Source organism: Siminovitchia fordii DSM 16014 = CIP 108821 (genome assembly GCF_000374565.1).
Lineage (GTDB): Bacteria > Bacillota > Bacilli > Bacillales > Bacillaceae_C > Siminovitchia > Siminovitchia fordii.
This window is the reverse complement of the sequence record NZ_KB894701.1, coordinates 50601-77486: the sequence shown is the minus strand read 5'-3', so window position 1 is coordinate 77486 and position 26886 is coordinate 50601. Positions and strand designations below refer to the sequence as shown.

At 39.4% G+C, this 26886-nt stretch carries 20 protein-coding genes and 1 pseudogene; 13 read left to right on the top strand and 8 right to left on the bottom strand.

Features of this window, described 5'->3' with window-relative positions; all coding sequences use genetic code 11:
• From C509_RS25720 to C509_RS27260, 3 genes are all read left to right on the top strand, one after another.
• Positions 1-194 (top strand): ATP-binding protein (locus C509_RS25720; RefSeq protein ID WP_169509254.1); only part of this gene is annotated, 194 nt, incomplete at its 5' end.
• Between the two features lie 10 nt (positions 195-204).
• Positions 205-858, top strand: a complete 654-nt coding sequence (locus C509_RS24230; protein WP_154654454.1) for a hypothetical protein — start codon at positions 205-207, stop codon at positions 856-858.
• Between the two features lie 252 nt (positions 859-1110).
• Positions 1111-1242: a hypothetical protein gene (locus tag C509_RS27260; protein WP_018708314.1), complete on the top strand. Its 132-nt coding sequence runs from the start codon at positions 1111-1113 to the stop codon at positions 1240-1242.
• Positions 1243-1484: 242 nt separating this feature from the next.
• Here C509_RS27260 and C509_RS0117925 read toward each other — a convergent pair whose 3' ends face one another.
• Both C509_RS0117925 and C509_RS0117920 read right to left on the bottom strand, forming a co-directional pair.
• Positions 1485-3437, bottom strand: coding sequence for a DUF1266 domain-containing protein (locus tag C509_RS0117925; RefSeq protein ID WP_018708313.1), 1953 nt, complete (start codon positions 3435-3437; stop codon positions 1485-1487).
• Positions 3434-5137: a molecular chaperone HscC gene (locus tag C509_RS0117920; RefSeq protein WP_018708312.1), complete on the bottom strand. Its 1704-nt coding sequence runs from the start codon at positions 5135-5137 to the stop codon at positions 3434-3436. Before C509_RS0117920 ends, C509_RS0117925 begins: the two co-directional genes overlap by 4 nt.
• 673 nt (positions 5138-5810) lie before the next feature.
• Here C509_RS0117920 and C509_RS0117915 point away from each other — a divergent pair.
• The 3 genes from C509_RS0117915 (at position 5811) to glnA (ending at position 8990) form a co-directional block, all read left to right on the top strand.
• A complete protein-coding gene (locus tag C509_RS0117915) occupies positions 5811-6599 on the top strand; it encodes an AraC family transcriptional regulator (RefSeq protein ID WP_018708311.1) in 789 nt (262 codons plus the stop codon).
• A gap of 609 nt (positions 6600-7208) precedes the next feature.
• Positions 7209-7481, top strand: a complete 273-nt coding sequence (locus tag C509_RS25205; protein WP_026319950.1) for a diaminopimelate epimerase — start codon at positions 7209-7211, stop codon at positions 7479-7481.
• Positions 7482-7664: 183 nt separating this feature from the next.
• Complete coding sequence (gene glnA, locus C509_RS0117905) at positions 7665-8990, top strand: type I glutamate--ammonia ligase (protein ID WP_018708310.1); 1326 nt, start codon at positions 7665-7667, stop codon at positions 8988-8990.
• Between the two features lie 460 nt (positions 8991-9450).
• On the opposite strand, the gene hisF is transcribed toward glnA, so the two are convergent.
• Positions 9451-10233: an imidazole glycerol phosphate synthase subunit HisF gene (gene hisF / locus C509_RS0117900; RefSeq protein ID WP_018708309.1), complete on the bottom strand. Its 783-nt coding sequence runs from the start codon at positions 10231-10233 to the stop codon at positions 9451-9453.
• Positions 10234-10248: 15 nt separating this feature from the next.
• Positions 10249-10848 (bottom strand): imidazole glycerol phosphate synthase subunit HisH, encoded by a 600-nt coding sequence (gene hisH / locus C509_RS0117895; RefSeq protein WP_018708308.1) that lies wholly within the window; start codon positions 10846-10848, stop codon positions 10249-10251.
• Between the two features lie 642 nt (positions 10849-11490).
• Here hisH and C509_RS0117890 point away from each other — a divergent pair.
• Positions 11491-12120, top strand: a complete 630-nt coding sequence (locus C509_RS0117890; protein ID WP_018708307.1) for a pyridoxamine 5'-phosphate oxidase family protein — start codon at positions 11491-11493, stop codon at positions 12118-12120.
• 689 nt (positions 12121-12809) lie between these two features.
• Positions 12810-13691 carry an N-acetylmuramoyl-L-alanine amidase gene (locus C509_RS0117885; RefSeq protein ID WP_018708306.1) on the top strand — a complete coding sequence of 294 codons (882 nt, stop codon included), beginning with the start codon at positions 12810-12812 and terminating at the stop codon, positions 13689-13691.
• Between the two features lie 1696 nt (positions 13692-15387).
• Here C509_RS0117885 and C509_RS25715 read toward each other — a convergent pair.
• Positions 15388-15477: pseudogene (locus C509_RS25715) on the bottom strand (YjcZ family sporulation protein); the annotation flags it as partial.
• A 628-nt stretch (positions 15478-16105) separates the two neighbouring features.
• Here C509_RS25715 and C509_RS0117860 point away from each other — a divergent pair.
• A complete protein-coding gene (locus C509_RS0117860; RefSeq protein WP_018708302.1) occupies positions 16106-16753 on the top strand; it encodes a FusB/FusC family EF-G-binding protein in 648 nt (215 codons plus the stop codon).
• Positions 16754-16975: 222 nt separating this feature from the next.
• Here the strand turns inward: C509_RS0117860 and C509_RS0117855 are convergent, their stop codons facing one another.
• On the bottom strand, positions 16976-17869 hold the full coding sequence (locus tag C509_RS0117855) for a thermonuclease family protein (protein WP_018708301.1): 894 nt from the start codon (positions 17867-17869) through the stop codon (positions 16976-16978).
• A gap of 192 nt (positions 17870-18061) precedes the next feature.
• Between C509_RS0117855 and C509_RS0117850 the strand changes: the two genes are divergently transcribed.
• On the top strand, positions 18062-19210 hold the full coding sequence (locus C509_RS0117850) for a saccharopine dehydrogenase family protein (RefSeq protein WP_018708300.1): 1149 nt from the start codon (positions 18062-18064) through the stop codon (positions 19208-19210).
• Between the two features lie 831 nt (positions 19211-20041).
• Here C509_RS0117850 and C509_RS0117845 read toward each other — a convergent pair.
• Together C509_RS0117845 and C509_RS0117840 are read right to left on the bottom strand one after the other, a co-directional pair.
• Positions 20042-21235 (bottom strand): acyl-CoA dehydrogenase family protein, encoded by a 1194-nt coding sequence (locus tag C509_RS0117845; protein WP_018708299.1) that lies wholly within the window; start codon positions 21233-21235, stop codon positions 20042-20044.
• A 15-nt stretch (positions 21236-21250) separates the two neighbouring features.
• Positions 21251-22438 (bottom strand): CaiB/BaiF CoA transferase family protein, encoded by a 1188-nt coding sequence (locus C509_RS0117840; RefSeq protein WP_033370345.1) that lies wholly within the window; start codon positions 22436-22438, stop codon positions 21251-21253.
• A 276-nt stretch (positions 22439-22714) separates the two neighbouring features.
• Between C509_RS0117840 and C509_RS0117835 the strand changes: the two genes are divergently transcribed.
• The 3 genes from C509_RS0117835 to clpX all read left to right on the top strand — a co-directional run bounded on the left by C509_RS0117835 (position 22715) and on the right by clpX (position 26640).
• The gene (locus C509_RS0117835) at positions 22715-23704 is read left to right on the top strand and encodes a tetratricopeptide repeat protein (protein ID WP_018708297.1); all 990 of its coding nucleotides are present in this window, start codon (positions 22715-22717) and stop codon (positions 23702-23704) included.
• 127 nt (positions 23705-23831) lie between these two features.
• Positions 23832-25121, top strand: a complete 1290-nt coding sequence (gene tig, locus C509_RS0117830; RefSeq protein ID WP_018708296.1) for a trigger factor — start codon at positions 23832-23834, stop codon at positions 25119-25121.
• Positions 25122-25386: 265 nt separating this feature from the next.
• Positions 25387-26640 (top strand): ATP-dependent protease ATP-binding subunit ClpX, encoded by a 1254-nt coding sequence (clpX, locus tag C509_RS0117825; RefSeq protein WP_018708295.1) that lies wholly within the window; start codon positions 25387-25389, stop codon positions 26638-26640.
• The last annotated feature ends 246 nt before the right edge of the window (positions 26641-26886 follow it).

Here is a 26886-nt window from a genome sequence, read left to right as displayed (position 1 = left end):
TTCAAGTGCTTAATTTGTGTTACGAACGGCGAAGTGTAATCGTTACGACAAATCTTCAGTTCGGACAGTGGAATCATATATTCGGAGATCCGATCTTGACGGAAGCGTTTATTGATCGCTTAATTCATTACTCACATTTACTGGTGTTCAATCGAGAAAGTTTTCGACACAAAGAATCATTACTCAATCATTAAAAAAGGGATGTTGGCAAGTAGCTACAATTTTAACTGCCAAATCATACATATTCTACTTGCCAAATACATACAGAGCATTAAAGAGACGAGTGATCATTATACTGATACCGTTGAATCAGAATATGAGCTAGCTATTTACGACGGTGAAAATCTTATCAATTATAATAGCGGTTCTTCAGATTACAAAACAACTGATGTTACTAAAGGTTCTGAACTGGTTACTACTAAAGTGCAGACATCAAAAGTGACCCAGGAAGAACGGAATTACCTAAAAGGAACTACTATAAAAGACAGAGTGGTTGTTGAAGAGGACGGAGAAAAGGCATTTTACTTTAGAGTGGATCCAGCTTATATGGGAATAGCAAAAACATCTTTATTACCCGAGGATATTGCGATTGGACTACTGGAAAATAAGAAGAATTGGGAAATCATTGGAAAAGAGGAAATAGCAGGGGTTAATACTGTGGTCATAAAAGGAAAATTGGAAAAATACTACGCTGATAAATGGGAATCTGAAAGCTTTAAACTGAATATAGATCCTGGAACAGGTATTATGCTTGTAATGGAGACTTATGATTCCTCCGGTAAGATGAAGGATCTGATCAGAACACATGACATAAAAATAGATGAAGAGTTAGACGAAAAATTATTTGAAGTTTTTTAAGGCTTGTAGACAATCAAATGCAATTTAAGCGTTTTTATCATCTATGAATTTTTTCTATTTTTTATTACGACTTATTTCATGTTTACTTTCAAATAAAGTCAAAAGGCAGCTGCAGCTAATGCTATCTTTTTAATTGGTCCAAAATATCTGTGACGGGAATGGTGGATTTCGAGAAAAAGGCTAATCGATCAAAGGATATAAATGGATAGGACAATTGGTTACAGATAACGTTTAAGAAAAGGAGCAGTGATTTTGGTTGCAAGGATGTTGGGCCTTATCATCATTGTTGCTATTCTTGTGTTCAATGGTTTGAACAGAGAAAGTCTGCTTATGGGGCTCTTTGTATCTCTGTTTATGATCGGAAAACCTTGGTACAAAAAGTAATAGATGAATTCATTGAGGGGATTCTTAAATTTTTCTTATGAGAAATTTAAAATGAGCCAACTTTTTACTCCTGAAGTCCAATAAAAATGATGTGATAAGATCATAGACAGGCTGTCTCTTTTACTTTCAAAAGGAGACAGCCTTATTCTTTGTATCAAATCAGTCTAATTTAAGCTATGTTGAGACCATCCGTGAGATCTACACTGGGCCATTGAAGATAAGGGAGCCGCACTTCACTGTTCTTATTGTTTAACAAGTTCATCATTCTTCCAATCAAACTGTAGTAATGGAGATTTTCCCAGGGCCAGTAAAACAAACATGATGGAAAGTCCATATTTTCCATAATTGTTATGGTCACTATCATTAGCGTTAAAATAACTTCCTAAATGAAAGGCGGTGAAATATTCATTCCAATTTAAGTAAGCATGTTGGGATAGTTGGGCTGACTTTAACATAAGCTCCTTAGCCTCTGTTTTTGATAAGTAACCGAGCCTTCTGCCAATACGACATAAGTAAATACTCCATCCCCAATCCGCTGCTGCAACTCCTGCTTCAGTCAAAGTATAAAGACCACGATTAGCTAAAAGGAATTTTGGATAATTGGAATCATCCTTTATAGATTCGATGAATTGGGTTCTTGCTTCTTCGGTTAAAGGCATCAACTGATAGAGATAGTGATTAAATTCTTCACGTGTTCCAACATCGATCAACCAGTGAATTTTTTCTTTTAGCTCAGCCGGGCTGGAAATTTCCCATTTCTCTAAGACCTTATTTAGGAATTTTTTCCCGATCAGCCGATCCCTAATGTAGGTAAAATCAAATGCGGTAAAATAGTGATCTAGAAAATGACTTTCAATACATGGCGCTGAAAGACATCGGAGATAAAGTGCTTGTTTTTTTTTCTTTGATTTTCGATAAATTGCAGTTGGAGCAAAGACTACCATTAAAACTCTGCCAATCTCCCATAGAATGGGAATGAGTAGAAGGGCAGTATATTTAAAAGGGATTGGGGTTAACAATGTTATCATGAAAGCGAACACGTATATCCATGCCCTTCGTAATACCACAAATGTATAGAAATATGTATTGTTCAGTCGCCTTTTATGTTTAGGCATATGTTCAACTATTTCAATCTGATCACTTTTTGTTTTTTCGTTCAGGACCTTTGATTTATATGGCAAAAACTCAGGACGATCAGGATGTAATTCAATAGCTTTCAAGATCCATTTATGTGCTTCTACTTCTTTATTCAATCCCAAATAGCCTTTGATTATTAAAAATAATCCATCTACATGGTCGGACCGTTGAGCAAGAATCTGCTCACAGTCAGCAATTACTTTCTCAAAATCTTTAAAATGAAAATAAAGCTGAGCCCTGTACAGCAATCCATCTAGGTCTGCAGGAGATAACGCCAGCTTTTCCTCAAACATTTGCAAAGCAGCGTTATAATTATTTTTCCGTAAATAATAAACACCCTTTAAATGCAATAAGTCAGGGTCATGCGTAAACATTTGAAAGGCCTGATTCATCGCTTCTTCGGCAGCCTCTAATTGATCGTCGCACAGATAGGCTTGAGCATCCGCCCGCAATTGAAGATACCACTCATAATCTATATCTACTTCTTTTTTGAAAAAATCATAGCCTAATTGGTTCCGAATGGATATATTTTCCATCAAAAAGCGCGTTGTTTCTTCTCCATAGCGCTCTTCTAATTGTTCTTTTTGTTCCATCCAATGGAAAGTTTGCTCAAGAAGCTGCCAAACGGAGGGAGGTAAATAAGGATGCTCTTCCAAAAACTCAATTAAATAGTCTTGGAGATGTTCGGAATGTTGAACATCCCAGATAATATCTGCCTGTAGTAATGTTTCCCACTTTTTAATATCCAGACGCGAGAAAAAATCATTATATAGCATCTCAAGTTTTTGAATAAAATCTTCGACTGGATTTTTTTGAATGATCTCCTCAGAGTCATCTATTTCCCAAGCCTGTTGAGATTCAATATCTTCTATATGTATGTGTGTATTTATAAGGCCACGCTTAGCCTGCTTAATTGCAGAGTCATAAGCTTCCCTAAGAAGCTGATAGCCTTCCGGATCCTCTTCCGGATGATGTATTTTCAAGCCCTTTGCATAGGCTTTTTTTATCTTCGTTAAATCATCCGTTGGTTCAATTTCTAAAGTTTCCCAAGCGGTCATCGAGAGTATATCCACCTTTCAATCGTTTCCAACTGTTCATTGAATAATTTCGCTGCTTTTTTTATTTCTTTTTCATTTTGAGTCATTAAAACTCGTTCAAATTGTCGTAAAAGGAAGGCGATTTTCTCCCGTTCCTCTCCTAGTATTTCTTCATAGAGACGTTCTCCTTTGGCAAGCAGTAACCGGTTTTCAGTCCGGTCTCTCGGATGAATTTTAATATTTTCCAGTTCCTTTAATCTTGCTTCAATCTCTTGCTTTGTAAGGTCCCCGGCATTTTGCTCAATGACCACACTTTTTTTAGCTCCGGTTGCTTTACTCACAACCTCAACCTCAAGAATCCCATTTATATCGTATGTATAGCGGACATCAATTGCTTGTTCCCCGGCAGGAGCTGGAGGTACTTGAATGGATATTTCACCTAGTTTGATATTATTGACGACTCTCCTGCTTTCTCCTTGATAAACCTCTACGTTAAGTACTTTTTGATTGTCGCGGATCGTGCAAAGCTGCTCTACCCGGCTTACCGGGATTGGCGTGTTTCGCTCAATAATGGGAAAGAAATAACCAGTTTCTGTTTTTCCGTTTCCTAAGTCTTCCACAACATGTGTTCCAAGGGTATAGGGGCATACATCCGTTAAAATGACTTCTTCCAAAGTTTTATCTCTCTCTTTTAAAGCCACTTGAATGGCTGTTCCTATAGCGACTGTTTCATCAGGATGGATATGTGCATACGGCATCCGGCCAAACATCTTGGCGACAACTGATTTTATCAGAGGCATGCGTGTTGCTCCGCCAATTAAAATAACGGCATCCATGTCGTCTGGTGATAAATCAGCATCACGTAACGCCCGCTCTATAGGATAGCGCAATCGTAAGAGAAGCTGATTAGATAATTTTTCAAAATCCTCTTTGCGAAGTGTTGTTTCGTATGTTTTTCCATCAATGACTACATTCATTGAACTGGAGGCTGACTCGCAGAGAGAGAGTTTACAACGCTCAGCCTGCGTGTAGAGAAAGGATATTGTTTTTGGATCTAGAGAGCTTTTATCTAATTCATGTGTGTCAATAAAATGAGTGATTAATAGATTAGTAAAATCCTCTCCTCCAAGATAGTTATCGCCAGCAATGGATTTAACCTCAATAATACCTTCGAACAATTCAAGAATGGATACATCAAATGTTCCACCGCCAAGATCAAAAACTAAAAATTTTGTTTCCGGCTTTTCTTGGTTTAGTCCGTAAGCAAGTGCTGCAGCTGTCGGTTCACTGATCAGTCGCTCAACTTTTAGTCCGGAAATTTCAGCTGCTCGTTTGGTCGCTTTTCGCTGAGCGTCATTGAAGTAAGCGGGAACACTGATCACAGCACTTGTGATTTCCTCGTGCAAATACGATTCTGCATCAGATTTTAAGACCTTGATAATAAAGGATGAAAGCTCTTCTGGAGTGAAAGTGTAAGAGCCTAAAGTATACTTTTTATCTGTGCCCATAAACCGCTTAAAGATGGAAGCAGTTAAATGGGGATGGGTTAAAAGCCTTTCCTTTGCTATTTGTCCAATGAATATTTCGCCATTTTCATCCACACTTACGACAGAAGGAGTAAGATATTCTCCTAGAACATTAGGAATGAGGCGGGGCTGATCTTTATCCCAGTATGCGACTAAACTATTTGTTGTTCCTAAATCAATTCCGATTGTCACCATGGAAACTCCTCCTTAATCATCATTGATATCTTACTATAATTGTAAAAAAAGTGGAATAAAAAGAAGATAATGCCATGATTTTAGCAAAAAAGCATTCTATGGCAACGGAGGGCGGCAGACTTTAGTAAAATACATTTAGAGGATTAACAGATGAAACAATTTTTATCTATAGCCCAAACATTTCAGCTTTCGGATGAGAATGAGTATTTTTTCATATCCAATTAGTGCGTAAGGCAGGGGGATAAACTGTATATTTTTCGTTTTTGTTTATTTCTATCAAAAAGAATGACGAATGTATTCCAATCAGCTCGTCATTTCTTGCATTTTTCATTTTTAAATATGCAAATTAGTTTTTAAAAATTTCTTTAACAGGGCTCCCGGCTAACCAATCCCAGTTCTGGTTAACTCTTTTTAATTCTTTTAGATTAGGGAATTCAAGTAGACGGGATTGTGTCGTAACTCTGTTTAGGAAGGCTTTCATACGTGTGTTTATCATGGAGTTGCATCAATTTTGTAATGAAGGGTAGCAGTATGTTTATTCGTTCTTGGGTGAAAACTAGTGATATGAAGGGAAATACATATGAACTTTAACTAAAACGGACCTGTTGCTACTTGTGGCATTATACCATTAAAATACATAGTAGATTTCTCATCTTTGGAAGGAGGGAGTTGGATGCTTTATCTGAATCCAGATGACTTTTTGCTGAAACCAGCAGTAGCCACCATTCATTGTGAACCGAACTGGAAGTGGAGAAAAAGAGGCACCCCCATGCCTAACTATGATTTATTTTATGTTTGGAGTGGTGAGGGTACTGTACTGCTAAACAAAAAGCCATATAATGTAGGGAAAGGTCATTGCTTTTTGTTTAATCCAGGTGATGAGACGGAAGCAACACATAATCCCCAAAACCCCCTAGTATTAACTTATATTCATTTTGATTTAGCCAAAAAACCTCGATTGATCCCTTCCTCACATCGAATTCTTAAAAATACAATTAGCTTTGAATCACTATTAACGCAATACGTTCGTTTGTTCTTAGTCGAAACATATGGTGCCGAAATTGAGGGGAAGTTAATCTTAAAGCAATTAATGATCCATTTATTAAGGGAGGAACAAGAAAAGGAAGAGGAGTTGAAAGGTACTAGCAATAGCTTATTGGAAACCATTCGTGAAATAGCCAATTATGTCCAACAACATCCTGGAGAGCCGCATACGATTGAAAGTTTATCGGCACGCGCCAATCTTTCACCGCGGTATTTTTCTCGAAAATTTAAGCAAATTATTGGGCAGACGGTTAAATATTACATCGTTTATTCTCGTATTAAACTTGCAGAACATTTACTCCATTTTAGTGGTATGTCAGTAACGGAAGCTGCATATGCCCTTGGCTATAATGATTTACACTTTTTTAGTAGACAATTTAAACAATATACCGGTAAAAACCCCTCTGAAGTGAGGTGAAATTTTCATATTAACATGAAAAGAAAAGGTTGCTAAGGGATTTAATTAAGATCCCGCAGCAACCTTTTCTTATATACAGATATTCGTAATATACCTATTGTTTTTCCTTTATCATCAAAATATCTAAATCTACAAATATTTAAGAAATGCAAGATAGAAACCAAGGAATATCTGGTTAACACGAACGTTTACAACCAAATGTTAAAGATGTCAGCTTTAGGATTTGTCGAAAAATGCAAATGATCCACCAATAACTCTAAATAATTTTTGTTCTCATTGTATTAACATTTAATGTAAATAATTTAGACAAAGACGGAGTCGGACATGGGCCATAGAAAAACAATGGATATATGATCCTCAATTTGAACATGAGGCGTGCCGGATTGTCATGCTTTCTAAAACACACTCGATTATACCTCATTGCACTTGAAAGGCTTGATCATCCCCCTCCACCTTTACCTCAACGCTTACAACACACCCACTGCTTTAATCGTAAGCCGGGTTTTTTCGCATACATGCGATCAAACGTAAATTTTCTAATAAAAAATCTGTTAAATATGCGAACGTGGATATGAGCGAACCGAGAAGCTATTAAAAGGAAAGATCTCAATGGAAGGTGACCTATTGATTGCGGCAATAAATGCCCCCCATACATTCGGTGAAAATAAGTATCATCTTGCCTGTGTATCGATGGGCAATCCGCATGTGATCATCTTTGTTGATGAGGTGGATGCAGTTCCGTTAGAGATAGAACATGCATGTATATTCCCAGATCGAGTAAACGTAGGAATTGTTGAAATTAAAGGCCATCAAGCGATTATTATCGGGTGTGGGAAAGAGGATCAGGCATTAAATCGCTTGCGGTACAAGTGCTTGTGCTGAATTCGTTGGAGCTACAATGAATCAATTGTAGCCCAATCATCGTTCATCTTCCTATAGGGGATTTACTGTAAGGTGGGATGAACAGAGCCATGTTTGGAAAAGAGGAGAAGCTGCCTATATATGCCATATTAAAATCTATTTTCCTAAATAAATGATCATAAACAGCAAGGAGAGATGAAGGGAATGAACAGAGAAAGAGTACTGAAATTGGTAAAGGAACAAAATGTCCGTTACATTCGCCTGCAATTTACTGATTTATTTGGAACGATAAAAAATGTCGAAATTCCGGTCAGTCAGTTACCGAAAGCTTTAGACAATAAAATGATGTTTGATGGTTCATCCATTGAGGGTTTTGTACGAATCGAAGAATCAGATATGTATTTGTATCCTGACCTAGATACGTTCGTCATCTTTCCGTGGACAGCAGAAAAAGGCAAAGTAGCCAGGTTGATCTGTGATATTTATCATCCTGATGGAACTCCTTTTGCAGGAGATCCCCGAAACAATCTGAAAAGAGTTTTAAGAGAAATGGAGGAACTAGGATTTACCAATTTAAATGTTGGTCCTGAACCTGAATTTTTCTTATTCAAACTTGATGAGAAAGGGGAACCAACACTAGAATTGAATGATCGTGGCGGTTATTTTGACCTTGCGCCAACAGATCTAGGGGAAAACTGCAGACGTGATATTGTGTTGGAATTAGAAGAAATGGGCTTCGAAATGGAGGCATCCCATCATGAAGTTGCACCAGGACAACACGAAATAGACTTTAAATATCAAGATGCCTTAAGAGCTTGCGATGATATTCAAACCTTTAAACTAGTTGTAAAAACCATTGCTCGTAAACATGGTTTGCTGGCGACTTTTATGCCAAAACCATTGTTCGGTATAAATGGGTCAGGCATGCACTGTAACTTAAGCCTATTCAAAGGCGGCGAGAACGCTTTTTATGATGTAGATGGTTCGTTGGAAATCAGCGATTCAGCGAGAAACTTTTTGGCAGGAATATTAAAACATGCACCAAGTTTTACTGCCGTTACAAACCCGACTGTTAATTCTTATAAACGGTTAGTTCCTGGATATGAGGCACCATGTTATGTCGCATGGTCGGCAAGAAACAGAAGCCCGCTTATCCGCATCCCAGCTTCACGCGGCATGAGCACTCGTGTAGAAGTTCGCAGCGTTGACCCTTCCTCTAACCCTTATCTGGCCATGGCTGTCCTATTAGCTTCGGGTTTGGATGGAATAAAAAATAACTTAACAGCTCCAGAACCAGTAGACCAAAATATTTATGTTATGTCTAAAGAACAACGGATAGAGCATGGCATTATTGATTTGCCGGCCACGCTGGCGCAAGCTCTCGAATTGCTGAAGACAAATGAGGTCATCACGAATGCGTTAGGGAGCCATTTGTTTGAACGTTTTATAGAAGCAAAAGAAATCGAATGGGATATGTTCAGGACGCAAGTACACGCATGGGAACGCGAGCAATATTTGACACAGTATTAAGGAATGGCGTCTTAAGGAAAATTCTAAAAGAAATAGTGAATGGCGATATGCCCATATGTTGACTTATCAAATAAGCACTGATAAGGTACAGCTTTTTTTATGAATTTATCTTAATGAATGTGTTTCAGATTGCATTAAAGGAATACAGACCATCGTCTTGTAAATTTTTCTGGTTTGTAAAGGGCAGTCCAGGAAGGGTGGTCAGACAGTCAGGTCATGGCATATCTCTAAAAATAATCATGGGTTTGCGGCTTCCTATTTCTTAGTCTAACCTAGATAATTATTACCGGGCCTTGCGATTCGAAATCGGCTTTAGATGATACACTGCGGCGGAGCTCTAGCAGCTTTATATTAAGAAACTCAAACATAAAGGCTGTTACACAAAGAGATGTGTATGAATGCATAGCAACATTATGAAACCCAAGGTAATCAGCGTTACCTTGGGTTTCTATTAAGTATGTTAAATGCTGTGATAGCGTATAGGGACGTCATGTTGTGACAGGTATTTCTTAATATCCATTACAGTTAATTCTCCATAATGCAATAATGACGCAACTAAAGCTGCATCTACAAGTCCATCTTTAAATGCTTCCAGAATATGTGCCATATTCCCTGCACCACCTGAAGCGATAATCGGAATGTTAACGGTCTTTGTTAGTGATCGCAATAGTTCAATATCATAGCCATTTTTCATACCGTCACGATCAATACTTGTACAAACTATTTCTCCGGCTCCTAATTCCTCCGCACGGCAGGCCCATTCAATCGCGTCCATTCCACTGCTTTCGTGTGCTGAATGGGTATATACTTCCCAGCGGATAATTTCACCGTCGTCATCTTTAATCGGTTTGGCATCAAGTGCTAACACTACGCATTGACTGCCAAAAATATTTGCTGCTTCAGTTAATAATTCAGGTTTCTTGACAGCAGCTGTATTCACACCAACTTTATCAGCACCGGCACGTAGTACACGCTTGAAATCATCGATCGTCCGAATTCCGCCTACTACAGAAAACGGAATGTATAATTCTTCGGCTACACGGCGAATCCATTCATATTTAACGTCTTGACTGTGTAAAGAAGCCGTCGTGTCTAAATACAGGATTTCATCGGCTCCTTGTTCAGCATAATTCCGACCCAGCTCCGCTGGATCCCCAATAACAGTAGGGTTCCGAAATTGCACATACTTGACTGCTTGGTCATTCGTCACATCAATTGCTGGAATGATTCGCTTTTTTAGCATGAAAATGCTGCCTCCTTAAAAGTTGCCGCAAAAGTTTTCTAATATCGCAAGTCCGGCTTCTGCACTTTTTTCGGGATGAAATTGCACACCAATGACATTATCCTTTCCGATCACTGAACAAAAATTTTGGCCGTAATTGGTGGTCCCAAATGTATCCGTCTCATTCTTTGGCTGAACGTAGAATGAATGGACAAAATAAAAATCAGATGTATCTGGAATATTTTTGAAAATCGGATGTTTGCTTTTTTGATGAACTTCATTCCAGCCCATATGAGGTACCTTTACGCTATTTTGAAAGGGGTGAACAGCTCCTTCGAAGATTGATAAACAATACGTATCATTTTCTTTACTATATTCCATTAAAAGCTGCATTCCCAAACAAATGCCGAGAAATGGAATTCCTTCTTTTATCGCTTCTTTGATTTTATGATCTAATCCATGTGCTCTAATGATTTCCATCGTTTTTCCCGCACTGCCAACACCAGGGAAAATAATTTTATCAATTCCGATAAAATCTCGGGGCTCAGCAATAATTTTAGTTGGAAAATTGAGCAATTTCACTGCTTTCTCAACGCTATATAAATTACCAGCTCCGTAATCTATGATTCCAATCATAAAACGACCTCCAATTACCTAACAAATATATTTTACTTTATTACTCTAATGAAATAAAGTGTTTTTTAACACTGATACTTAAGTCTTTAAAGTGCTTTCACCTTGGCGGGCAGATGTGTTAGTAGAAAGGATGAACACCGTTTACCGTATTCTGCAATTGTTCGAAGTGTTCTTATCAGTTTCTAACATGTTAACCAATATGCAGTTAGATAGGTATTCCGCTGTACTAGTGGCTTAAGTTCTTGAAAGTCGGAAAGGTAGAGAACAGAATAAGCGAATGCTGCAACAAAAGAAACTATAAGGTCAGGGAGAGAGGATGACGCCACACAGGGCAGTCAGGGGAGAGGTTTCCAGGTTAATTAGCACAAATTGTGAATTTTAGGTTATAGATTAAATAAGGCAAGATCATTGGATTGCTCTTGAGACTCTATCGATATAGCACTAAATGTGGTTTTGCCTGAATTGTAAAACAAGCACGGTGCTGACCGGGCTTGTTTTATTTTGGATATTTCTGAAAAAAGTGGTGGAAAATTGCAAGTTTGTTATTATAAAACTAAAGGTGCAGCTTAGTAACTGCTTTCGTGTCCATATAGTTTGTTATGTGGTTGATTTAAAGAACATAAAGAAGAGGAGAGATGGGAAATGGGAGCTAATCAAAAGTTCAGCCAAACGATTGAATCTGAAGAAGAACTTCGTACAATTATAGGGTTTCCTAGTAAATTAGTGAAAAATAAGATAATTACATATTTAGATGACCATTGTTCAAATTTTATTTCTAAATCATCATTTTTAGTTATTTCTACAGCAGATAAAGCTGGTTATTGCGACGCTTCTCCAAGGGGAGATATGCCAGGATTTGTTCTTGTCTTGGATGAAAAATATTTAATTATACCTGAAAGGCCGGGAAATAGAAGAATTGATTCTATGCGTAATATTTTATCAAATCCCAGTGTGGGTCTTCTTTTTATAATTCCTGGCATGGAAGAAACGCTTAGAGTGAATGGAAAGGCAACCTTAGTGAAAGATGAAGAACTCCTTGAAAAAATGAAAGTAAAAGAACGAAAACCACTATTAGGTATTGGTGTAGAAGTAGAAGAATGTTTTATCCATTGTGCCAAAGCATTTAAACGTTCACATTTATGGGAACCGGATTTTTGGGAAGATAAAGAAACATTGCCTTCTGCTTCAAAAATTTTATCTGCTCATTCGAAAATATCAAATCAAGATGTTGTTGATATTCTGGAGGAAAGTTACACGAAACGGCTTTATTAAGTTCTGTGGATGATGAAGTTTTAAACTACGAATATGTATTTATCTTCACTCCTGTAGTTGTTGGAGAAGGTAAGGCATTAAATAAGAGGTCAACCAATTTTCTTTGCTATTTGTCCACTGAACATGTCGCCATTTTCATCCACACTTATGACAGAAGGAGTAAGATAATTCCCTAGAACAGAATGAGGCTGGGCTAATCTTTATCCTGGTATGCGAATTATTCTTAAATCAATTCCGATTGTCGTCATGGAAACCCCTCCTTAATCTTCAATGATAACCTGTCATTGTAAAAAAGGTAATAAACGGAAGATAATGCCGTGATTTTTCAAGAAAACATCATACGGCTTTAGGGGACTTTAATTGCTTTTGAATGTGAAGGGTCAAAAAATACGATAGGGGAAACTGATAATTTTTCGTTTTTGCTTATTCATTACAAAAAAATGACGGACATATTCCAATCTGCCTGTCATTCTGGTTTGAGCCCTTTTGGCTTTGATACAGATTCACACTGGAAATTGGCGCTTTTTGACATTTTTCCATCCTACTCTAATAAACAGCACAGACCTTTACCGTGGTCTGTGCTGTTTATTTTTGTATGTGTTATTTTGAAAAACCAACAAAAGTACTATGGTTTTCGCCTGTCCGGATTGTAGACAAGACGCATTTTATATAACAAGGAGGAATTTATTATGGTTGCTATTAAGCAGCAAATTGTATCACAAGATGTCATGAACAAACGATCATATGGACATGGAAACCCTTGTAAATATATCACAATCCATCAAACAGGAAACACCAGCAAAGGTGCAGATGCACAGGCTCACGCAAACATCCAATCAAGGTTAAATCCACGGCAAGCCAGCTGGCATTATCAAGTTGACGATAAGGAGATTATTCAATCGTTCCCTGACACTGTCAAATGTTGGCATGCTGGTGATGGCGATGGACCGGGCAACACTTCATCAATCGCTATTGAGATTTGCATTAATAGTGACGGCGACTATAAAAAAGCAGTACAAAATGCTGCAAAACTCACCAAGTACCTGATGGATAAGCATAGATTGGGAATTGATAAAGTTAAGCAGCATGGTGACTGGTATCGAAAAGACTGCCCAGCCCAATTACGTCATGGGTATAAAGGTATTACCTGGGATGATTTTATCACCATGGTAAAAGGGGAGGCCCCGGCAATTAAGCCGACTGAGAAACCTACTCCTCCTTCCAAAAAGCCATCTGGCACCTACACCGGCAACAGCATTGTTGATTACCTAAAAAGCATAGGTACTAACTCCAGTTTTGCCAATCGGGCTAAACTGGCCGCACAGCATGGGATCCGTAATTACAAGGGTACAGCTGCTCAAAACCTTGACTTGCTAAATAAGTTGAGAGCCGGCAAACCCGCAGCACAAAAAGGTGACATGAAAACGAACTCTATTGTTGATTATCTCAAATCGATCGGTGTTGACTCATCTTTCGCTAATCGGGAAAAACTTGCTGCTAAACACGGGATTAAAAATTACACTGGAACAGCTTCTCAAAATACTCAGTTGCTTAAGAAATTGCGGGGATAAATCATTTACAAAAGGGCAAAACTGTTTATTGCTTCCACATAGCTCCCTCTGGCTTGAGGGGGCTTTTTTGCATTTATCTCGTCGATTTATTATAAAAAACCCTTGGATTACATTTTGAGGGACTGAATCCAAGGGTTTTCACGGGTATACAAAAAATCTGACGTTTAAATTATAACTCGAAATATTTTAAAGGCAAGTGGTTATCTATAAAAATTCAAAAGGCCATATACAGAAGATCTGACTTTAGATAATGGAAATCACCCCTATTTGTGATCTTAAGTCTCCAAAATGGAGGACTTTCTTCTTGTAGTAAAATCATCGTTTATACCAGATAGACTGTCCAATCGATTCCGGCACTTTCCAATATATTATTAATAAGTCAGTCGGTTTCTATATTTATAATAAGGAGAGGTGTTAAATGTGTTTTTTTGAGGAAAAGTTTGATTATGGGAACAGACGCAGAAGGCGCCGGGTGACTTGCAGATGTCGAGAAGTATGGGATAATGATTGTCACCACCATCATCACCACCACGATCGTGATCGGGAAAGCGAGAGATTTATTTGTCGGTGTAGAAAAATCGACAATTAAAACAGCCCGGCACCGGCCGGGCATTATTCAATAGAAATACATAACCCTCAAACCACCACGAAGTATGTTTATCTTACTTTACAATATTGATCTCCCAGCAGTAGGTATACAGATCGTTTTGAGGTTTTACTGATCACACTTCCCACAACTAAGTCTAATTCAAAGCGTCCGCTTCACAAGCTTTTTTATATTTTGACTGGATATTTGTACAAGATTAATGAGTTAGGACGTACAATACATCTTTGAAAAAAAGGAAAGCAAAATTGAATATGCCATAAAATAAAGAATATAATACTACAAAAATAAACAACTCTTTTGTACTAAAATTCCAGGATTGTTGATCTGTCATATCAATTCCTCCCTTATACTCCCGTACAAATTCGCCTTTAAATGTTATTCCAGGTTAAAATCATGGATTTTTCAAATGGAAGTACATCACGCAGAAAGTACGTATTACATTGATTATATAATTAAAAAATTCTAATAACAATACACCTTTGATTGGTGTTGTTTCTTGTATGCGGGATAGGATCGGATATGAAGGCTGATAAAACATTCTTCTCAAAGTTCCTTGTAGAGTATGCTTGTATACCTTAATCATCTTTTTTACATATTAAAGGCAATAGAAACAAAGTGCTAAAAAGCAACGTAAAGGAGGTCGGTCTAATAAAGTCAGAAATCAATTATAAAAATTTTTTCGTCAGAGTGCTGTACATAAGTAGCGGTATTATACATGTATAACCTCCCCGCTGTTTTTGGGTAAGGGTGTTGTTTTTCAAAAGCAACGGTATCGAATTTATCTATCCACACATACAACTTTTTATGTATTCGAGAAAATCTTTCTAGGTTATACTTCCACATTCCCTTTGAGATATATTTTTTTTGGAAAAATACTCGTTTTGACTAGAAAGTTTGTCCAAGCAGTATGGATAATCTCTCATATATTATTAGTGAAATATGTAATGTTGTAGAAATTTTCGTACACCCACAGGGAGTAGCCTGTTACTTTTTTACAGATAATAGAAAAAAGAGCGCTTAAAAAAGCGCTCCAGGAGGTTAAGATGAGTCGAAATGCATTTGGAATCGCTTCGGTTACACGGAGGCTAGTTAGTAACGAAATGCTGTGCCGACAATAATCAACAGAATGAAAAGGACTACGATTAATACAAAGGAATTACCATATCCTCCGCCATATCCGTAACCGCCGTACCCACAGCCAAAGAATCCCATGAATATCACCACCTTATAGGATTAATATAAATTATGCAGGTCCAAGTAAAACGAGCTAGGGATATGCGGACAAAACTAAAAAATGGGTGGATTTTGTCATATTTACATATTTGTCTTGCTCTGCTCTCGTATAATGATTCATTTGAGAATGGAAATCTCCACCAAAAATCCTCAATACTACCTACGGTCAAATCAACCAATTCAATTTTCAATAAATTCCTATCCAGCCTGCTTTAATAGGGAGAACGGGAAACAAGTATGAGGTATATGCCACGATTAGTTAATGTAATTGTGAGAGAGCCCATACTTCCCATGAGTTTTCAGTAACAGAATTAATTTTTACTATAAATTCTTCAAGCTTACAAAATTTTACTTACCAGACACCTTAAACTGTTGTACAATATGTTTATTCACTGGAGGTGATATAAGATGGCGAAGACTTTTCCGCCAGAATTTGCGGCGTCTCATGCAAAGCCTCTTATAAAACAGGCGATACTTTGCATGAGGTAGATTGTGATCCATTCATCGCCTAACTTTTATAAATGGCTTTGTCTCCTATCCCATTTTTTATACTAAAAATAAGGAGTTAATGAGTATGACAAGCCATATTGAAGTACAACCGTTTATCAGAAATGACCAATTTAACTTTATTAAATTTCAAGTGAAACATTTGGTAAATGCCCATTCTACAGTTAAAGACCCAGACGTTCTGAAGGCCGTTCAATACGGAGCGCTGGACAATATCATAAATCTGTTTCCTGAGATGGAGGAGCATTACCGGATTTTCGATGAAATCGTCGAGATTAAAGAAGAAATTCAGGCAGAAAATTTTCTGGCAGGCCTAAAACCTTACATTATTCCGTTTAAGCAATTAACGGAAAAAACGGTGGGGAAACTATTTCCTAAAGCCAAGAAATTGAAATTGCAGTTTTTAAAGGATATCGATTTTAAAGAAATAACTTATTTGGGCTGGTATGATATTCGTTCCGAGAAAAAGTTCCTCATTTTCGATTACAAAGGGAAATTGATGGGAGTTCAAGGAACGTTTAGGCATAAAACAAAAGGGGTTTGTTCTTTATGCAATCGCCATGGAGAAGTGGGAATGTTCATGGCAAATGTTAAGAGCGGGAAAGAAACGTATACCAACCGCGGGAATTATATTTGCGATGACAGTCAAGAGTGCAACGGGAACTTGCAATCCCTGGATCGGCTTGAAAATTTCATAGAAAACCTAAAAAACTGAGGATCTCCCTCAGTTTTTTTGTATTTACAGAAAATAGTTACTATCAGCTATTCCACTAGAATGGCAGGTAGGAGTGATGCTTAGGGGTTCGATATCCGCTTTTATGGAACGTACCTGGAGAGGAGATCCACTTCTGTATAGGCTCTTTTTAATGGTCTCAATGGTTATTTGCATCAGTGAGATATGACCAACATAAAAAAACAGCCCAACCCGGGCTGTTCCTCATCTTTCACAGGCATATCCGTCTTTATCCCTGTCCATTTTTGGCTGATAGGCCGAATGGCCTTCAGGTACTCCATTCGGATAAACCTTTCTTAGTTCCGTACAGTTTTGAAAATATTCCGTGCCGTTGTTAGGTTTAGAAGCTGGGCTGTCACTAGCTTGCTCCTGTGATTTACCGGGGGTTCCAGTTGAAGATTCTTTAAAACCTGAATCTGTAGCATAGTTTTCAATAGACCATATGCCGATCCCTTTCTCTTTAGCTCGTTTTTGAGCTTCCTCGTATGGAGTCAAATGCCTTGTATTTGGAGGATAAACATAGGCAACCCGGGCTAAGCCTTCCTCCAGTAAAATTTCTTGCACGCTCTTTCCATCGACGTACACATAGGCCAACAATCTCCCGTATTTGTCAACACGTTCCCCGATATCGAACTCTAGTGTCAAATCACCACTATTGACCAATTGCGTATTTAACTCCTTTGCCTCTTCCCCAAACGGTTGCTTGCCTAAACGAGGGTGGTTGGTTTCGGGAGTATCAATGAGCAAGTAGCGTACATTTTGCTCTTTACCATTGTAGCGGACTTTAATCGTATCGCCGTCTATCGCCTTCACAAGTGTTACGGGAACATGTTCGATTGTACCGGATGTTCCAGTAGATTTTTCTTCTTTAGTTTCTTGTTCTGAAGGAGATGCAGCTTGTATCTCATCCTTTTGGTTCTCTGTGCTAGCTGCATGAATCTCATCTTTTTTCTGATTCTGATCTGCAGAATTGACGTCTGTTTCGGAGCAGCCCACTAAACCCATCAGGCTGATCGTAAGGATGTAGACAGTAATATTTGGCCTGATTTTGGCTATTGTGACCAAGCCCAATAAAAATAAGGTGAAAATGATTCCCATGATAAACTCCTTTGATGAAATTAACGCTCCATAGAAGGAACAGTCAAACAAGGTTTATTTTATCATCATGGATTGTTTAATCAAGAAGAAATTGGAAAAGAAGCAGTTTTATCCAAGTAATAAAAGCTGGATTTACGGTTCGAACTCTTTTGGTTTAAACATAGAATGGATAAGAAAAAGGGAGGGAGCTCGTTGAAAATAGCTGTATTGGGTGCAGGGCTGATGGGAAAGGAAGCGGTGCGTGATCTTGCAGGTTCGGCAAATGTGAGAATGGTTGGTGTGGCGGACATCAATTTAGATCAGGCGAAGGCTGTATGCAGAAAGGTCGGTTCTCCAAAAGTAAAAGCTTTCCAGTTGGATGCAGGAAATTTTCAGGCGCTTGTTCAATTCCTTCAGGGGTATGACGTTGTCATTAACGCTTTGTTTTATTCTTTTAATGAGGAGGTAGCAAAAGCTGCTATTCGGGCGGGTACAAATTCTGTTGACTTGGGAGGGCATATCGGACATATGACCGATAAGGTACTCGCCCTTCATGAGAAAGCGAGAGCCGCCAACATTACCATCATTCCGGATCTTGGAGTTGCCCCTGGTATGATCAACATATTATCTGGATATGGGGCCGGCAAATTAAACAAATTGAACTCGATCAAGCTGTATGTAGGAGGAATCCCTCTACGGCCGGAGCCTCCTTTGGAATATAATCATGTTTTCTCAATGGAAGGAGTCTTTGATCATTATACGGATCCTTCCTTGGTGATACGTGATGGGAAGGTACAGGAAATTCCGTCATTGTCGGAAGTGGAACATGTGTATTTTGATAAATTCGGGCCATTGGAAGCCTTTCACACATCGGGCGGTACCTCCACACTTTCCAAATCGTTTCCAGACCTTCAAACCCTGGAATATAAAACAATTCGATATCCCGGTCATTGTGAAAAGTTCAAGCTCTTGGTCGACCTTAACCTGACACGTGATGATTATACCGTGGAAATGGCGGGGCAAGAGATAAAGCCTCGTGATGTATTATTGAAAGTTTTACAACCGATTGTGGACTTAAAAGATAAAGATGATGTTGTCTTACTCAGAGTAATCGTTCAAGGAGAGACAGACTCAGGAAGCAGAACTTACGAGTACGAAATGGTCACTTATAAGGATCGCTCCCACCAAGTGACAGCGATGGCGAGGGCGACGGCCAATACAATCTCTGTCGTCGCTCAGATGATAGAGGATGGAACCATTACCAAAAAAGGGGTATTTCCACCAGAGCAAATAGTTCCTGGAGAAAGATATATCCAAGAGATGGCCAAAAGGGGAGTCTATATTGTGGAGAATGATCATTAAGGTCAAATAGTTCAATTATGAATAAGGTGGATTGAAGAGAATGTGTTTTTAAATAGAGTTAGGTGTTCGATGCCTGTAATCAGCGTTTGCCGTCAGAACCGGTCACTAATAGGGGGAAAGTGCCCGCAACTAGCGTTTTCCGCAAGAATCGGTCACCAATAGGGGAAATAGTGCCCGCAACTAGCGTTTGCCGTCAGAATCGGTCACCAATAGGGGAAAGTGCCCGCAACTAGCGTTTTCCGCAAGAACCGGTCACCAATAGGCGATAATAGTGCCCGTAATATACGCTTTCCGTCAGAACCGGTCACTAATAGGTGGGGAAAGTGCCCGCAACTAGCGTTTTCCGCAAGAACCGGTCACCAATAGGGAGAAATAGTGCCCGAAATTTACACTTGCGGAAAGAACCGGTCACTAATAGGGGGGAAACGTACCCGCAACTAGCGTTTTCCGCAAGAACCGGTCACCAATAGGCGATAATAGTGCCCGCAACTAGCGTTTGCCGTCAGAACCGGTCACCAATAGGTGGGGAAAGTGCCCGCAACTAGCGCTTTCAAGGCAGAACCGGTCACCAATAGGGAGAAATAATGCCCGCAACTTGCACTTGCCGCAAAAACGATCATCAATAATTAAATAGAACCTCCGATTACTAAGAGAACCGCTAACTAATCACGAAAAAAGCTAACCAATGCAGGAGATCAGTGCCCATGATGGGATCAGCTCTTTCCGGCAAACCCGGTCATCAGTGTAGTAAATTCCATCTAAGGGTTTTTAATTTTAAAATAGCCGCCCAGAAAATTTACTTTCTCCTAATTTTCAGGACGGCTATATTTTTTATTCTTCAAACGGCCACGGAGGCAGCATTTTGTTCAGTTGTTTATCTTCACGGTAGCCCAGGACATAATCAGCCTGCATGATTGTATGGATTTCGCGTGTTCCTTCATATATTACTGGCGCTTTCGAATTTCTTAAATATCGTTCCACCGGATATTCGTTTGAATATCCGTAGGCTCCGTGAATTTGAACGGCGTCGTCTGCCGCTTTATTGGCGAAATCACAGGCTTGCCACTTGGCAAGAGATGTTTCTCTTGTGTTTCTTACACCTTTGTTTTTTAACTCTCCTGCACGGTACACAAGCAGCCGACTCATTTGAAGCCCAGCCTCCATGTTGGCAATCATCTGTTTGACGAGCTGATGCCCACCGATTTTTTTGCCGAAGGTTTCCCGCTCATGGCAGTATGTGACACTTGCTTCCAGACAGGCCATGATTTGCCCACAAGCACCTGCAGCAACCGTAAAGCGCCCGTTGTCCAATGCCGACATGGCAATTTTAAAACCTTCCCCCTCTTCTCCAAGCAGGTTTTCTTTGGGGACTTTCATATTTTCAAAAAATATTTCACCTGTGTTTCCTGCCCGGATTCCTAATTTTCCTTTGATTGCTTTAGAGGAGAAACCTTCCATTGTCCTTTCCACAATAAAGGCCGAAATCCCATGATGTTTTTTACTTTTATCAGTATATGCAAAAACAAGGAAGTGATCGGCTACATCGCAAAGGGAAATCCACGTTTTTTGCCCATTCAGTATATAATAGTCGCCTTCCCTAACAGCAGTCGATTGAAGTGCGGCCACATCCGAACCTGCATTAGGCTCCGTCAATCCGAAAGCCCCAATCTTTTCACCCTTTGCCTGTGGAACAAGATAGTTTTGTTTCTGTTCCTCCGTACCCCATTGAAGCAGGGTCATGCTGTTTAACCCGGTATGTACAGACACGGCTGTTCGAAAAGCCGTGTCGCCTCTCTCCAGCTCTTCACACACAATAGCTAGGGAATTATAGTCCATTCCACTTCCGCCATATTTTTCCGGAATGCAGACTCCCATCAAACCAAGGCGAGCCAAATCTGTAATAACTTCAGCGTGAAATTCGCCTCGTTCATCCCATTGGGCAATATGAGGCATAATTTCCTTGTCTACAAAATTCCGCACAGTTTTTCTTAACATGATTTGTTCATCGCTAAAGTCAAAATTCAATTACAACACCCCTCGTCAAATGATTTTGTTTTTCCTTAAAAATCCGATTAAGTCTTCATCGAATCCGAGTTCCATCAAAATCTCATTTGTGTGTTCTCCAGCATCTGGCGGGTAATACCGTACTTTTGCAGGGGTTCGTGAAAGCTTTAACGGGCTACCGATCAGTCTGATTTTTCCAGCAGTTGGATGGTCAATAGAATGAACGATGTCTCTTTCTTGAAGCTGTGGATCAGTCTCTAATTCATTTACAGTTTGTATCGGACCGCACGGAATGTTGTTTGCACGGAAAGAACGGATCCACTCATCGGAACCTTCTTCCATCATCCGTTTTTGTAAAATGGGTACAAGTACTTCCCGATTCTCCACTCGCTTTGGATTGGTTGCAAATCTTGGATCGTCCGCTAAATCTGTAAGTCCCATTAGTCGGCATAAAACCGCAAATTGTCGGTCGTTGCCGACAGCAACCACAATATCGCTGTCTTTAGTTTGAAAAGTTTGATACGGAACAATATTAGGGTGGCTGTTCCCCAAAGGCTCTGGGGTTTGCCCTGACATTAAAAAATTACTTGCGACGTTGATTAGAGCACTGACCGCACTGTCATATAAAGCTATGTCAATTTTTTGTCCGAGTCCTGAACGTTCGCGTTCAAACAGGGCTGCTTGAATTCCAATACAAGCATATAAGCCTGTCAATACATCAGTAATAGCAATTCCGACTTTTTGGGGACCGGAATCTTTATCACCCGTTATGCTCATGAAACCGCTCATTGCCTGAATGATAAAATCGTAGCCAGGCAAGTTTTTGTAGGGGCCGGTTTCGCCGAATCCTGTAATGGAACAAAAAATAATGCTGGGGTTAATGCCTTTAAGGGTTTCGTAACAGAGTCCGAGACGTTCCATCGTCCCAGTCTTAAAATTATGGATAACCACGTCGTTTTCTTTGACAAGCTTTTTGATGATGTCTTTTCCTTCGGGTGATTTTAAATTCACTGTCAGGCTTTTCTTGTTTCGGTTTGCACACAAATAATAGGCGCTGACCCCCTTTTGAAATGGCGGCCCCCATTTTCTTGTGTCATCACCTCCATCAGGAGTTTCCACTTTTACTACTTCTGCTCCCAAGTCACCCAAAATCATCGAACAATAGGGGCCCGCAAGTACTCTTGACAGATCCAACACCTTGACACCTTTCAGTGCATGACCCAGTTAGTACCACTCCTTTCCCGTTTATATTACGAGGCTGCCTTGCCAATAAATAAAATGGTCTCTATGATTAAGCATTGGACAAAAAGGGTATAAGTAAGAGAACGAAAAAATTGTTTTATTTTGTCCTACACATATTTACATATATTCTATAAAAATTTGAAATATTCCTTCTTATCAAATCAGGTTTTTCCTGATGTTTGTTTTTCAAAGAACCACATGCTAAACTAATTTACATTAAAAGGTTGAGCTCGTTCTGCTATCAGGAAGGGTATTATTATGAAAAAAGATAACATCATTATATTTCCAGGGTTAAAAAAACGACTTTTTCAATTTGGAATGGAACGATTGAATGACCGCCAATTTGAAGAAGCGGCGCATTTTTTTGAACAGGCAAGGGAAATCGACCATGAAGACGATGAAATCGATATGGCTCTTGCGGTAGCTTATTACGAAAGCGGCGATTATCAAAAGGCGAAAGAAAGAACGGAGGACATGCTTCATAAAGGTATCGGTGATTATTATGAACTCATCGATCTTTACTTGATGATATTGATTCAATTAAATTTGCATGACGAGGTTGTTCATACGTTGGAAACCCTTTTTGAAGAGCAGCATGTTCCGCCGGCAAAACGGGAGCATTATCAAACATTATTAAAGTTCAGTAAGAGGACTTTGAATAATGAAGAGGATTCAAGCGGCATATCCCGAGCTTCTGCTGGAGCCGACCTTAAAAAAGGTGATTTTAGGGAACAATTAGTATTTATAAGCGGTTTGGCGGATAAAAATATTCATCCATACAAGGATTCTTTAATGAATCTCTTGAAGGACAGCCAGGTTCATCCGTTTTTACAGACTGCCGCATTGAATGTATTAATGGAGCATCAAATACAATCGCCTGTACAAGTAAAGAAGTTTGATTATGACGGTGAATTTATTCCCGCTGAACTTCCCGATTTGATGGAGATGCCCCTTTATCAGGCTGTCATTGCCAAATTGGATGAAGAGCTGGAAAATGAGAACCCTGTATTGCTTGAGCAATTGATGGAAATGATCCGCCGGCATCAATTTCTATTGTTTCCCTTTGAATTTACTCCCGGCAATCCTGCACTGTGGGCGGCAGCATACAGAGCTTTTGGGCATGAGATGTACGGAGAGAATTGGAGTAATGAAAAGACAGCCAAAAAATTCCAAGTGGATCCATCCGAATTGGATCATGCCATTTCCTTTGTATTTGATCTTGAACAGCATTCACCTTCGACTGTTTAATATTTCTTCCCTTTAAATAGTTGAAAACATATGTTATAATATAATGGTTATGCCATCCATTGTAAGATCAAATAAATAAGATTTACATAAGAGATTTATCGAAGATATGTAGTTGGAGGTAATAAATATGTCAGCAAAATGGGAAAAGTTAGAGGGTAATAAAGGAGTCCTTACAGTAGAAGTGGATCAGGAAACTGTTAATAAGGGGCTTGATACAGCATTCAAAAAAGTTGTAAAGCAAGTACATATTCCGGGTTTCCGAAAAGGAAGGATTCCCCGCTCACTTTTTGAAAAACGTTTCGGTGTAGAATCCCTTTACCAGGATGCGTTGGATGCGATTCTTCCGGAGGCTTATACTTCTGCTGTGGAAGAAGCAGGCATCGAGCCGGTTGATCAGCCTGAAATTGATATCGAGCAAATGGAAAAAGGTAAAGAGTTGATCTTCAAGGCAACAGTAATTGTGAAACCGGAAGTGAAACTTGGTGATTATAAAGGCCTTGAAGGCGAAGAAATCGATACAGAAGTGACAGATGAAGATGTGGAAAATGAATTAAAAACTCTTCAGGAGCGCCAAGCTGAGCTCGTAGTTAAGGAAGACGGCGAAGCGAAGGAAGGCGACACAGTGACAATCGATTTTGAGGGATTTGTCGATGGTGAGCCGTTCGAAGGCGGCAAGGCTGAGAACTATTCGCTTGAACTTGGTTCAGGAAGCTTTATCCCTGGATTTGAAGAACAGCTTGTAGGTGTAGAAGCTGGAGCGGAAAAAGAAGTATCTGTTACTTTCCCTGAAGAATACCATGCGGAAGAATTGGCAGGAAAGCCAGCTGTGTTCAAAGTGAAAGTTCACGAAATCAAAACAAAAGAACTTCCTGAGCTCGACGATGAATTTGCAAAAGACGTTGACGAGGAAGCTGAAACACTTGATGAATTGAAAGCTTCCATCAAGGAACGCCTGACAAAGGATAAAGAACATGAGGCAGATCATAAGCTTCGCGACTCTTTGGTTGAAAAAGCAACAGAAAATGCAGAGATCGATCTTCCTGAAGTGATGGTGGAAAATGAACTGAAGAACATGATGAAAGAGTTCGAACAACGCCTTCAAATGCAGGGCATGAACTTGGACCTTTACTACCAGTTCTCAGGACAGGACGAAGAAGCTCTTAAGAACCAAATGAAAGAAGATGCTGAAAAACGTGTCCGCATGAATCTGACGCTTGAGGCGATTGCAAAAGCTGAAAACCTTGAGCCTAGTGAAGAAGATGTGGATAAAGAGCTTCAAAAAATGGCCGATATGTACAGCATGTCTGTTGAAGACATTAAAAAAGCGTTCGGAGGCAATGCCGACCATATCAAAGCAGACCTCAAAATTCAAAAGGCAGTCGATTTCCTTGTTGAAAACAGAGCTGCTAGTGCATAATATATAACAAACATAACGTTGTAAAACTCAACATATGATAAAAACAAGGCGCGGGTTCACGTGCCTTGTTTTACAATAAATAGAGGTACAGGCTCCCATACATAATAATCTTTACTGCCATTCAATAAAATAATTAATCACCTATACTGAGCGAAAAAGTGTATATTTGTTCATGAAATATGCTACAATGCAATACATAACTATTTAACACCTGCAACTTTGCAATTGAAGCTAAGGTATAGTTATTAAAAGGGGTGAGAGTTCATTGTTTAAATTTAATGAAGAAAAAGGACAGCTGAAATGTTCTTTTTGCGGAAAGACTCAGGAGCAGGTCCGTAAACTGGTCGCTGGACCAGGTGTATATATATGTGACGAGTGTATTGAACTCTGTACGGAAATAGTTGAAGAAGAGCTTGGTACAGAAGAGGAATTAGAATTCAAAGATATTCCAAAGCCCCGTGAAATCCGTGAAATTTTGAAGGATTATGTCATCGGGCAGGAGCAGGCAAAGAAAGCGCTTGCTGTTGCCGTTTATAACCATTATAAGCGGATCAATTCCAACAGTAAGATTGATGATGTCGAATTATCCAAAAGTAATATTTGTTTAATAGGGCCGACTGGGAGTGGTAAGACACTTCTTGCGCAAACGCTTGCCCGTATTCTAAACGTTCCGTTCGCAATTGCGGACGCCACTTCGTTAACCGAAGCAGGCTATGTAGGTGAAGATGTTGAAAACATCCTTTTAAAATTGATTCAGGCCGCGGATTATGACGTGGAAAAAGCCGAGAGAGGCATTATTTATATTGATGAAATAGATAAAGTTGCCCGGAAATCCGAAAACCCTTCAATTACCCGTGACGTTTCAGGTGAAGGTGTTCAGCAGGCGTTATTGAAAATTCTCGAAGGAACAACAGCAAGTGTTCCACCTCAAGGTGGACGTAAGCACCCTCATCAGGAATTCATCCAAGTGGATACAACAAACATTCTCTTCATTTGCGGTGGAGCTTTCGATGGGATTGAGCAAATCATTAAGCGCCGCTTGGGACAGAAGGTGATCGGCTTTGGCTCAGATAATAAGCCGGAAGAGCTTGAAGAAAAAGGACTTTTATCCAAGGTTCTTCCTGAAGACCTTTTACAGTTTGGCTTGATTCCAGAATTCATCGGCCGTCTGCCTGTCATTGCAAGTCTGGAACAGCTTGATGAAGAAGCACTTGTTCAAATATTGACACAACCGAAAAACGCGTTAGTCAAACAGTACCAAAAAATGTTGGAGCTTGATAATGTCGAACTTGACTTTGAAGAAGACGCTCTGCGTGAGATTGCCAAAAAAGCCATCGAACGGAAGACAGGTGCACGTGGACTCCGCTCCATCATTGAAAGTATCATGCTCGATATCATGTATGATCTTCCGTCACGTGAAGATATTAAGAAATGTATCATTACGAAAGATTCGGTGCTTGACGATAAGCCGCCAAAGCTTGTTCTTGAAGACGGAACCGTGTTAAAAGGAACTGCATAATCTAAAGAATCCAGGAGGGAGACAGCTTCCTGGATTTTTTTGTTGTCTCTCAAAAGGGAGATGGTCAGCTGCGATAGATAAAACTCTAGTGCGGCAGTCATTGATGTACTACCGCCGGGTTTCGCTTCTAGAGCCTGTTGAAGTTACTTCGGTTAAAGGGCCAAGTTGATTTCCTTTGAAGGCAGAGGAGCTGTCTGTTCCTTGGGAACCGTCCTATTAACTGTTGTGAATCCTTCCGAATTTTCT